17 protein-coding genes and 1 tRNA gene are annotated in these 9,021 nt (G+C 46.4%); all 18 read left to right on the top strand.

Features of this window, described 5'->3' with window-relative positions; all coding sequences use genetic code 11:
* The first annotated feature begins 126 nt into the window (after window positions 1–126).
* The 18 genes from NQ495_RS00880 to NQ495_RS00795 all read left to right on the top strand — a co-directional run bounded on the left by NQ495_RS00880 (window position 127) and on the right by NQ495_RS00795 (window position 9,008).
* The gene (locus NQ495_RS00880; RefSeq protein ID WP_009134878.1) at window positions 127–417 is read left to right on the top strand and encodes a hypothetical protein; all 291 of its coding nucleotides are present in this window, start codon (window positions 127–129) and stop codon (window positions 415–417) included.
* Window positions 418–537: 120 nt separating this feature from the next.
* Complete coding sequence (locus NQ495_RS00875; RefSeq protein ID WP_009134879.1) at window positions 538–807, top strand: helix-turn-helix domain-containing protein; 270 nt, start codon at window positions 538–540, stop codon at window positions 805–807.
* A 166-nt stretch (window positions 808–973) separates the two neighbouring features.
* Window positions 974–1,103 (top strand) — tRNA-OTHER (locus NQ495_RS00870).
* A gap of 18 nt (window positions 1,104–1,121) precedes the next feature.
* A complete protein-coding gene (locus NQ495_RS00865; protein WP_009134881.1) occupies window positions 1,122–1,574 on the top strand; it encodes an HNH endonuclease in 453 nt (150 codons plus the stop codon).
* A 404-nt stretch (window positions 1,575–1,978) separates the two neighbouring features.
* Window positions 1,979–2,932: a recombinase RecT gene (locus NQ495_RS00860; protein WP_009134882.1), complete on the top strand. Its 954-nt coding sequence runs from the start codon at window positions 1,979–1,981 to the stop codon at window positions 2,930–2,932.
* On the top strand, window positions 2,907–3,572 hold the full coding sequence (locus NQ495_RS00855; protein ID WP_009134883.1) for a lambda exonuclease family protein: 666 nt from the start codon (window positions 2,907–2,909) through the stop codon (window positions 3,570–3,572). Before NQ495_RS00860 ends, NQ495_RS00855 begins: the two co-directional genes overlap by 26 nt.
* Window positions 3,569–4,006 (top strand): hypothetical protein, encoded by a 438-nt coding sequence (locus NQ495_RS00850; RefSeq protein ID WP_040294616.1) that lies wholly within the window; start codon window positions 3,569–3,571, stop codon window positions 4,004–4,006. The genes NQ495_RS00855 and NQ495_RS00850 overlap by 4 nt, the downstream gene beginning before the upstream one ends.
* The gene (locus NQ495_RS00845; RefSeq protein WP_009134885.1) at window positions 4,006–4,395 is read left to right on the top strand and encodes a recombination protein NinG; all 390 of its coding nucleotides are present in this window, start codon (window positions 4,006–4,008) and stop codon (window positions 4,393–4,395) included. Before NQ495_RS00850 ends, NQ495_RS00845 begins: the two co-directional genes overlap by 1 nt.
* Before the next feature lie 12 nt (window positions 4,396–4,407).
* The gene (locus tag NQ495_RS00840; protein ID WP_009134886.1) at window positions 4,408–5,133 is read left to right on the top strand and encodes a DUF7833 domain-containing protein; all 726 of its coding nucleotides are present in this window, start codon (window positions 4,408–4,410) and stop codon (window positions 5,131–5,133) included.
* Window positions 5,087–5,788 (top strand): P-loop NTPase family protein, encoded by a 702-nt coding sequence (locus NQ495_RS00835; protein ID WP_009134887.1) that lies wholly within the window; start codon window positions 5,087–5,089, stop codon window positions 5,786–5,788. Before NQ495_RS00840 ends, NQ495_RS00835 begins: the two co-directional genes overlap by 47 nt.
* A gap of 119 nt (window positions 5,789–5,907) precedes the next feature.
* Window positions 5,908–6,126, top strand: coding sequence for a hypothetical protein (locus tag NQ495_RS00830; protein ID WP_009134889.1), 219 nt, complete (start codon window positions 5,908–5,910; stop codon window positions 6,124–6,126).
* Window positions 6,123–6,377 carry a hypothetical protein gene (locus NQ495_RS00825; RefSeq protein WP_009134890.1) on the top strand — a complete coding sequence of 85 codons (255 nt, stop codon included), beginning with the start codon at window positions 6,123–6,125 and terminating at the stop codon, window positions 6,375–6,377. The genes NQ495_RS00830 and NQ495_RS00825 overlap by 4 nt, the downstream gene beginning before the upstream one ends.
* Window positions 6,378–6,409: 32 nt before the next feature.
* Window positions 6,410–7,297, top strand: coding sequence for a DNA cytosine methyltransferase (locus NQ495_RS00820; protein WP_083818353.1), 888 nt, complete (start codon window positions 6,410–6,412; stop codon window positions 7,295–7,297).
* Window positions 7,294–7,557, top strand: coding sequence for a hypothetical protein (locus tag NQ495_RS00815; RefSeq protein ID WP_009134892.1), 264 nt, complete (start codon window positions 7,294–7,296; stop codon window positions 7,555–7,557). Before NQ495_RS00820 ends, NQ495_RS00815 begins: the two co-directional genes overlap by 4 nt.
* Entirely contained in the window at window positions 7,554–7,997 is a 444-nt protein-coding gene (locus NQ495_RS00810; RefSeq protein ID WP_009134893.1) for a hypothetical protein, read from the top strand. Before NQ495_RS00815 ends, NQ495_RS00810 begins: the two co-directional genes overlap by 4 nt.
* Window positions 7,994–8,206, top strand: a complete 213-nt coding sequence (locus NQ495_RS00805; RefSeq protein WP_009134894.1) for a hypothetical protein — start codon at window positions 7,994–7,996, stop codon at window positions 8,204–8,206. Before NQ495_RS00810 ends, NQ495_RS00805 begins: the two co-directional genes overlap by 4 nt.
* Window positions 8,203–8,622 (top strand): DUF551 domain-containing protein, encoded by a 420-nt coding sequence (locus tag NQ495_RS00800; protein ID WP_009134895.1) that lies wholly within the window; start codon window positions 8,203–8,205, stop codon window positions 8,620–8,622. The genes NQ495_RS00805 and NQ495_RS00800 overlap by 4 nt, the downstream gene beginning before the upstream one ends.
* Before the next feature lie 17 nt (window positions 8,623–8,639).
* Complete coding sequence (locus NQ495_RS00795) at window positions 8,640–9,008, top strand: hypothetical protein (protein ID WP_009134896.1); 369 nt, start codon at window positions 8,640–8,642, stop codon at window positions 9,006–9,008.
* Window positions 9,009–9,021 lie beyond the last annotated feature (13 nt).

Below are 9,021 nucleotides of genomic sequence, written 5' to 3'. Positions count from 1 at the left end.
CCTTTAGTCTAACGGGAGAGAGACGGCGAACACGCATAACTGGTTATTGCTTGACTGAAGATGTTTTTGTGCGCGTGTGAGCAGGTAGCGGTTCGAGTCCGCTAAGGGGTGCAAAATTGAGAAGCTATGAAAAAGCATATCACACCTGAAATATATGCAGAGGTCTATGGGAGGTTACTGAAGGCTATCGATGACAAGTTCTTCTATAATGGAAAAGTCGAATATGATACCGATGACTTCTATTCCACTCTTGATGTTACCGTGATTATTGACCGTGACCTGTATACGAATCAGATTATTGACATAACACCGGTATGGTGGGAATACCACCTAAACACGAGAGACGAAGAGGTTTTAACGGACTTCAAATGGAGTGAAATGATAACACACGGTTCCTGCTACCGTAAAGCAGGTTAGGTTAGTAATGTTGGTTTAGGTTAGCAGCCATTTTTTACGATCCGGACGGCAATCCGGGTCACCACTCCGCCATCCGTGAGGCTCGCGGAGTTTTTAAAGAACCAATCAAAACTCAGTACTATGGATGGCTTAGCAGAATCCCAGAAGAAGATCGAAGCGGCTTTACTTCACGGCAGGATCATGACGACCGCCGAGATGAACAAGGTGGGCGGTACTGTAGATGCGCGAAAGATTATCTCAAGGCTCCGTAATGACAAAGGGCTTCCAATCGGCGATGAATGGATTGTTCGGCTGGATGAGAATGGCAAGTTTATCGGTCGCTACAAGCGGTATTTCTACATTAAAGATGGTGAAAAGCCAAGTTTTCGAGAAGTATTTTGGAATCAGTAAACATCATGCCCAGAGGCAGGCAGACGACCTATCCCGGACAGACGGGGACAGTTCCGGGAAGGTGTGGGGAACCCTCGACAGCGATTATAGCGCAGAAAGCGATTATAACGAAGGAGAAGTCGCGATGTTAAAAGGTCTGCTGACAGCCCGGAAAGACGGGCAATTTGGACAGGTGGCGGAATTGGTAGACGCTAATACATGTGGTAAGTATGCCGAACAAGGCGAGCAGCATTAATGAGTGTGTAAAAGACGCTTACCGTAAGCACTCATTGCAGGTTCGAATCCTGCCCTGTCCACAACAAAAGTAAATTAATATGGACGTTGAAAAGTTCAAAATCTGGCTGGCTCAGAGGGGATGCGAAATATTGCCTCCGACAAACCAATATGAAATTCTCCGGTTTAAAGGCAAGGAAACAGGGGTGCTGTATAACACTGGACGAACAAATGGCAGGTTCACGGATGAAGCGATTAGGGCATTCCGGGCAGGCGGAAAGTGGAATGGAGCGCCAATAAAAACAGGTCGGTACCCTGGCTATAAGAAAGAGAAAGCACGGTTGATTGAACGCGATGGCACCTGTTGCTTCTATTGTGGAAATGAGATGGGGGACGATATTACTGTTGAGCACCTGATCGCCCTGAGTTGTGGAGGTAAAAACGATCTTTCCAACATGGTTCTGGCCCATCAAAAGTGCAATCAGGCAGTCCACAATCTCCCTATCTCAGAAAAGGTTAAGGTAGCTATAAAAAATAGGATAAATACCAAATAAAAGACGGACTGTCGGGAAAGACGGGCAATTGGACAGGCAGCCACCGGGGACGCCCGGATAAGTGGCAGGCAATGATGCGGGGAGTGCGCCCTTGAGATGTACAGCAAGAGAGGGCCAACACAAACGAAGCCGACAGATACCCTTTCTCGCGGGTAAGATTCAAAGCTGTCGCCGGGGCAGAACCGGCCCTGTCCGCAAGGTCAGATGAGAAGAGTGGACCATTATTTAACGCGAGACGCACCATCGATACGTTGGTTGACCGCCGGGAAAGACCGGCAGGATGGCGGCCTAATTGGCCAACAGGGAAACCGAAATTCTAATTCATATCAAGGGAAGTCCGTTCGAATCGGAGCCATCCTCAAAGGAGACCACAATCTCCCTCAAACCTCAAAAAATATAACGTTATGAGCAATTTCCAAGCCTTCAATCAAAAGATCACCGACCCACGGACACAGAATTATTTGAGTCAGGTGCTCGGAGAGAAGCGGAGCAGTTTTGTAAATAACTTGACTGCTCTTGTGGCAAACAACAAGAATTTACAGGAATGCGACCCGTTGAGCGTCATGTATGCAGGCATTAAAGCTACGGCGCTCGATCTTCCCTTAGATCCAAACCTCGGTTTTGCCTATGTCATCCCTTACAGGAACAACCGGGAAAACAAGACAGAAGCTCAATTTCAGATTGGATATAAGGGTTTTGTTCAATTAGCCATCCGTTCCGGTCAATTTCAGACTATTAACGTTGCAGAAGTCAAGGAAGGCGAATATCTGGATGAAGACCTTGTAACCGGAGAAATCAAGTTTAAAAAACTTCCTGACCGGGATCAGCTTCCGACTATCGGCTATGTGGCCTACTTCCGATTGACCAACGGATTTGAAAAAATGTCTTACAGCAGCGTCGAGCAGATTGATGCTCACGCAAAAAAGTACTCACAAACTTATTCTTCATCAAAAGAGTATATCAGGAACAACAGTAAATGGGCTACGGATTTTGATGCGATGGCCAAAAAGACCGTCCTAAAACTTTTACTGTCGAAATACGCCCCGATGTCGGTAGAGATGCAATCCGCTGTCATTAGCGATCAGGCTGTAATCCGGGTAAACGGGGCCGACTACATGGATAATCCCAATGTTGTGGAGGTTCCGGATGTGAAAGAGATTTCCACCGAGCAAGAGGCCAAAGACGCGCTTTTAAGGGGTCATATCGACAAAGCCAAGTACGACGAATTACTCAGCAAGGCCCTGGGAAGAAAAGACGAACCGGAGGAAAAGAGCTTTGCCGAGCAGCAGATCGCAAACAACGCTTTCGGTTTGAAAGATATAGCCAAAGAGCATGGAACAGCTACAGAGAACTCCTGAATGGTATTCGGGCAGATTGGAAATGTTTACGAGCTCGGAGCTGGACGATCTCCTCTCCGAGCCCAAAAGTAAAGCCAACAAGGAAGCCGGCAAACTTTCCGAATCGAGTAAGGATTACGTTTACGACAAAGTATCCGAGCAGATCACCAACGGAACAATCCTCGATTACAAGGAACTCAACAACAAAGAGGTCAAATGGGGGCAGCAGTATGAAGACGAGGCCCGAATGCAGTATGAAGCCAGAACGGGTAATAAAGTCGATTTGTGCGGCTTCATACGCTATAACGAATATTTCGGCGGTTCCCCGGATGGATTGGTAGGTGAAGATGGAATCATTGAGATCAAGTGTCCTTACAGCGGGAAAAATTATGTAGAGTACCTCCTATTGGAGACACAGGAGGATTTGAAGAAGCTGAACCGAGGGTATTACACCCAGATTCAGGGGAACCTGATCGTGACAAGTCGAAAATGGTGTGATTTCATAGCATACGATCCCAGGGTTCAGAATCCGGATTTGGCCCTTAAAATACTTCGGGTAGAACGGGATGAGCCTTTCATTGATTTTTGCCTGAAACAGCTTGAAAAGGCCAATAAGTACAAAGAAGAGATCAAAAGTAAACTTTTAAAAATGATCGCATGATGGATGATATTCTGGTGGAGTATAATGGGGAGTTACTGCCTGAAACAATGGTTGGCAGGCTCGAACCGCTTTGCAGGGAAGCCCACGATATACAGCAGTATCTCAACGCCCATTATTCCGGTGAAATAAATGTATTGCTCGACCGGCTATCCACTCTCAATGTCTACATGGCCCGATCCGGTGAGATGCTTGCCGAGGCTGTTTTCCTGCAGGAGGAAGCCATCAATAAGGCTTTCGAGGAAAACAAAGAGCGAATCGATTGCATGGCGGCCACGGTAGCCAATAAATACCTGACGAGTTGCTGCCGGCATGAAAACAGGTTAGTCAAGTGGTTGGACCGGATCAACGCCACCTGCAAACATCAATCTGATAATCTCAGGACGCAGATAAGTTTCGTAAAGGAGCAGGTTAGATTGGATGGGAGGGGTTACTAATGAATTACAAAGCCAAATTAGACCGAATTTTCAGCGAATATGTCCGACTGAGGGATTCCGACAGCAATGGTTACGGACGCTGTATTTCGTGCGGAAAGGTAGTTTTTTGGAAGGATGCGGATGCAGGTCATTATGTCAACCGGAAACACATGAGCCTGCGGTTCGATGAAAAGAACGTGAATCTACAATGCAGGAGTTGTAATAGGTTCGACGAAGGCAATATGATCGGATATAATCACGGTCTTATCGAGAAGTACGGGGATAAGGTTATTTCCTATTTGGACATCAAAAGACACAACATCAGTAAAATCGGGCCGACCGAATATACGGTGCTAATAAAGCACTATCAGCAGGAGGTTAAAAGGCTTAAAGAGCAAAAAGGATTGTAAGAAATATAAGTAATGGCAAAACGATTTACAGATACCGATTTGTGGGACAAAGAGTGGTTTATGTCTCTCTCTTGTAAGCATAAATGCCTTGTCCGGTTCATCTTCGATAAATGCGACCAAGCGGGTGTTTGGTCGGCCAATTGGGCGCTTGCGTCAGCTTACATAGGCGATCGGGTCACCCATGATGATTTGTCGGCATTGTCGGGAAGAATTGAGCAAATCGGCGCAAACAAATATTTCATCCCGGACTTTATAGAATTTCAATACGGGCAATTGACGGAATCGTGCCGGCCTCATAAAAAAATCATCTCACTTCTTCAAAAACACGGTTTATATGAAAGGGTATTGAAAGGGTATCCAAAGGGTATTGATACCCTTGAAGAAAAAGACACATACAAGGAAGAAGAAAAAGAAGAAGGGGGTATGGGGGAAACACAACCACCATCCGAAGGCTCGGATTTCACCTCAGAGCTCTCAATTGTTCAACAAGAATTGCAAACGCAGACAATCTGGTTGGATCAGGTAGCTATGCAGCGTGGATTGAAAAACACACAGGAGGCTCGAATGTGGCTCGACAAATTCTTCGGGGAACTTCGCATCCGAGGAGACACGGTAAAATCCCTACATGACACGAAAAGCCACTTTGTGAGCTGGCTAAAGATTCAACTGGACAAACAAAAACCTCAGAAAAATGGAAAATATATCCCAACACGCATCTCAGGATCTGATTTCGATTGACGGGATTATCAAGTCCCTTCAAATTCAACGTGAGGAAAAATACCGCGCTGCCATCCGCAAGAGAATCGTTTTGGACTATTCCCCGGCAGATTTCACCAGATTGATGAAAGCTTTTGCGGAGCTCGTGATGTCCGAACGCGGGGAGTATTCCGAGTTCACGATAGACCGCAGTAACGAGCCGGTCATACTCGAACTCTACAAATACTCGACAATGGATAAATCTTTCTCTGGAAATTTATTCCTCGGAGTTGCCCTGATCGGGAGCTATGGTTGTGGAAAATCCCTGATAATGGACGCTTATTCAAGGTTGGTCAATCAGTTCGTCCAGTCGAAAGGATTGCAGGTTTGCCCGGTTCTGTTTAAAACAAGCATGGAGTTGTACAACCTTGCCAAATCAGGTATCACAAGCCAAATGCTTCATACTCCGCTCGTGATTGACGAGATAGGCCGGGAGCCCAAAGTCGCCAAAGACTACGGCAATGAATCAACCCCGATGATCGATCTTCTCTTTGAGCGTCACCGCAAAGGAACCATAACCCACGCTACCGGAAATTTCACGCTTGAATCTCTTTCTGAGATGTATGGGAAGATGCTTGGTGACAGATTAAAACAGATGTTCAACTTCATTAAGCTAAACGGAAGTAGCCGTAGATAAAGCATGAAAGATAACTACACCTGTTCCGAAGTTGCCGACACCAGATGTCACGACAAGGAAAGATTTACCCTCCTGATGAGTTTGGATGAACTGTTAAACTACTTCAAAAGCAAAGAGAAATGACCGTCCTTGAAGCTATCGAGCAACTGACCGCCGAACGAAAAGAGAAAAGAATCGAGCCGCTGAACATTGTTTTCCGGAGTATCTACGACAAACTTTCGATCAGTTGGTTCGAGATGGCCGAAGAGCTCGAAAGGCTGAAAGAAGCAGGATTAATCCACATCGGGGATACGCCGAAAGACAGATACGCAAAACTATTAAAAACCAGACAATCATGAGTAAATACATTAGTTTGGACGTCGATACCGAAGTTGAATTTTATGTAAGAGATATACTGGAGAAAATCGATGATGATGAGCTGCGTGGCGAGGTTATCCGCAGGGAGTTGTCCGCCAGGGTTAATCTGGAAACAACTACCGTCGAGAATTACAAACCCGGAGAATTCAGACGCATCCTGTGCGATGTCCTTTCGCTGGGTTATCAAGTGTCCGATGATAAGATTCTCGGCAGGATCAAAGAGTGTTTGTAAGCCGTCCCCTCCGGGGCACAGAATGAAGAGAGATGACACACGGCAGTTCGTTCTCAGGGATCGGAGGTTTTGACCTCGCCGCCGAATGGGTCGGATGGCAAAACCTTTTCAACTGCGAGATAGACCCTTTTTGTCAAACCGTACTAAAACACCACTTTCCATATGCAGAGCAATTCACAGACATACGAACAGCTGACTTTGCCGTTTACCGAGGACTTATCGACGTGTTCACAGGAGGTTTTCCCTGCCAGCCGTTTTCAACTGCCGGAAAGCAAAAAGGAACCGAAGATGACCGCTACCTGTGGCCCGAAATGCTCGGAGTTATTCGGGTTGTTCAACCCCGTTGGGTCGTGGGCGAGAACGTTTACGGGATTGTTAGTTGGTCGGACGGGTTGGTATTCGAACAGGTGTGCGCTGACCTGGAAGCGGAAGGTTACGAAGTCCAGCCGTATGTACTTCCAGCTTGCGGTGTCGGCGCTCCACACCAAAGGTACCGGACATGGTTTGTTGCCCACCGCGCAGACGCAGGGATTGAAGATGTGCGAGAACGGAAAGACGAAATTTTATCCGGTGGGGTTGCTTCCTACTCCGAAAGTGCAGGATTGTCGCCATGCCAAGAGAGACAGGGGCAAGAGCAACCTCGGCGAAGAAATGAGCGAGTTAGTATACCGCCAAACTGGCGAAACTTCCCAACTCAATCCCCTGTTCGTCGAGGAGATGATGGGCTTTCCGACTGGTTGGATTTTGATGCCGTTTTTGAAGGAATCCTAACACCCCGGCGGGCCAAAGCCTACAACCGATGGCGGGAGCAGGCCATCAAAGCCTACGGAAACGCCGTAGTTCCCCAAGTGGTATTACAGATTTTTGAAACGATCAACGAGTATGAAGCCCTATCGAGGGCAGAAAGGAGCGGGAGATGAAAAGCAAACGAGCAGAAGAATTTATCAATGGGCATATCAAGATCGGAAACCTTCAATTCACCGCTGCTGATATTGAGTATTGCGTGATGCTTGCCGAGCAGGACGCAGAAGAGGAGATCGAAGCGCTGAAAGCAAGAGCGGTATGCGCGTTCGACAGTCTGGATTTTACGGAATTTATGACGGCTGAATGTGTGCAGGATTTTGATAACGTTAAGTTCAGATTACGAGGATTATTCATTCAAAAACTCAACAAGCAATGACCTTCACTACCCCCTGCTTTGTTCGGGTTGAGAATCCGGAGAAGCGAAAAGAGTTGATCGAGTGGCTGGAAGGGATTGGATATAAATTTCTTATGCGGGGTCTTGAATCTAACGTGTTGTATGTAGATGTTACATCGGGTTGTCTATTATGCGCGTTTGAATCCCCCGTCACACAGTCAGAGATGGTTTCAAAAGGCTATATCGACTGCGGCGACAACATCGAGCTGTTCAAAGCCCTGGCGGCGATGAATGACGAGAACGACCGGAAACAATGGTATGCATACACAGAGTATCCGACCAATGAGGGTAAAAACGGTGTTCGGAAGTTTGTTTTCAATGAGCCTGCGCGATTCGATTCTTTTGTAGACGTGCCATCAGGTTATTACCGCAAAGCTACCGCCGAAGAGATTGTCGAATACTTCAAAAATAACGGGAAATGAAAAACTATCTGATAGGCGGCATTTGGCAGGGACCACCCAAAGGAGTAAGCGTTGAAACCTGGCTGAATGAGGTTGTAGCGTACTCAGGACTTGATGCAAATCTTCAACCGACAGGAATTATTCGGAGAATCCAAAAAATCGAGCGAATCCGCAAGAATGGCCGAGGCCGGGGAATTACAATGGATAAACTTAAACAGAACGAGCTATGAAAACACCCCAAGAAGCGGCCAGAGAGTACGCGCACGATCATATTGCAGAGCGCTGCAAAAGTACTAATTGCAAAGAGTTTGATTGTCGGCCTTTTGACAGAAATGTAGCAGGGTATCACACCAGGTGTCGGGCCCGCTATCAGGAGTATCGGGATGGTTTCCTCGCCGGTGATGCTTTCGGCTACCGCAGAGGTCTGGAAAAGGCATATCGGTGGATCAGTGTGGAGGATGAATTGCCGGAACCCGGTGAGCCTTACGACGAAAAATATTACTCGGTCAAATGCCCTCTTTTTTCCGAATCCGGTTATGCTTTTGCCGAATTTGGCCGAGACGGTTGCTGGGTAGAAGATTCAACAGGGCGCGATATTAGCCAATATGTCACCCACTGGCGTCACATCGAACGAGTAAAGGAGTAACTAAAACAATAAAAACTATGGAAAGAAAAGATTTTTTTACTCAGGAATTTTACGAGAATCCGAATTTGACTTTGGATATTATGAATCAATTGGTCGAAGGAGATCATGTTGCAGACATGGACATGTATCAAAGCGGAACATTCCTATTCATGGAGGTGTACGAGAATGACGACACTAAGAAGATTCTTGCTCCTGTCATTAGTGACCTTGAGACATACAAGGAATATAACAACAAAAACTATTTTTCTGACGAAACCACCCAAATAGGTTTATGTGCATTATTCGACGAGCACAGTGATGTTTTCTTCAAGCAGGGAAAGGAAATAATGTGGGATAAGGATTGCCGTCAGTTTGTTTTTCAAGATGATTTCATGGACTACGATTAAAGTAACCGCCTTC

This window comes from Alistipes indistinctus YIT 12060 (assembly GCF_025144995.1).
GTDB lineage: Bacteria > Bacteroidota > Bacteroidia > Bacteroidales > Rikenellaceae > Alistipes_A > Alistipes_A indistinctus.
This window is presented reverse-complemented; position numbering and strand designations above follow the sequence as displayed.

Excerpts from the sequence above, each read along its gene's own strand:
- NQ495_RS00875 (WP_009134879.1), top strand. The coding sequence starts at position 538 with ATGGATGGCTTAGCAGAATCCCAGAAGAAGATCGAAGCGGCTTTACTT.
- NQ495_RS00820 (WP_083818353.1), top strand. The coding sequence starts at position 6,410 with ATGACACACGGCAGTTCGTTCTCAGGGATCGGAGGTTTTGACCTCGCC.
- NQ495_RS00855 (WP_009134883.1), top strand. The coding sequence starts at position 2,907 with ATGGAACAGCTACAGAGAACTCCTGAATGGTATTCGGGCAGATTGGAA.
- NQ495_RS00800 (WP_009134895.1), top strand. The coding sequence starts at position 8,203 with ATGAAAACACCCCAAGAAGCGGCCAGAGAGTACGCGCACGATCATATT.
- NQ495_RS00860 (WP_009134882.1), top strand. The coding sequence starts at position 1,979 with ATGAGCAATTTCCAAGCCTTCAATCAAAAGATCACCGACCCACGGACA.
- NQ495_RS00880 (WP_009134878.1), top strand. The coding sequence starts at position 127 with ATGAAAAAGCATATCACACCTGAAATATATGCAGAGGTCTATGGGAGG.
- NQ495_RS00815 (WP_009134892.1), top strand. The coding sequence starts at position 7,294 with ATGAAAAGCAAACGAGCAGAAGAATTTATCAATGGGCATATCAAGATC.
- NQ495_RS00840 (WP_009134886.1), top strand. The coding sequence starts at position 4,408 with ATGGCAAAACGATTTACAGATACCGATTTGTGGGACAAAGAGTGGTTT.
- NQ495_RS00845 (WP_009134885.1), top strand. The coding sequence starts at position 4,006 with ATGAATTACAAAGCCAAATTAGACCGAATTTTCAGCGAATATGTCCGA.
- NQ495_RS00850 (WP_040294616.1), top strand. The coding sequence starts at position 3,569 with ATGATGGATGATATTCTGGTGGAGTATAATGGGGAGTTACTGCCTGAA.
- NQ495_RS00865 (WP_009134881.1), top strand. The coding sequence starts at position 1,122 with ATGGACGTTGAAAAGTTCAAAATCTGGCTGGCTCAGAGGGGATGCGAA.
- NQ495_RS00805 (WP_009134894.1), top strand. The coding sequence starts at position 7,994 with ATGAAAAACTATCTGATAGGCGGCATTTGGCAGGGACCACCCAAAGGA.
- NQ495_RS00795 (WP_009134896.1), top strand. The coding sequence starts at position 8,640 with ATGGAAAGAAAAGATTTTTTTACTCAGGAATTTTACGAGAATCCGAAT.
- NQ495_RS00830 (WP_009134889.1), top strand. The coding sequence starts at position 5,908 with ATGACCGTCCTTGAAGCTATCGAGCAACTGACCGCCGAACGAAAAGAG.
- NQ495_RS00810 (WP_009134893.1), top strand. The coding sequence starts at position 7,554 with ATGACCTTCACTACCCCCTGCTTTGTTCGGGTTGAGAATCCGGAGAAG.
- NQ495_RS00835 (WP_009134887.1), top strand. The coding sequence starts at position 5,087 with ATGGAAAATATATCCCAACACGCATCTCAGGATCTGATTTCGATTGAC.
- NQ495_RS00825 (WP_009134890.1), top strand. The coding sequence starts at position 6,123 with ATGAGTAAATACATTAGTTTGGACGTCGATACCGAAGTTGAATTTTAT.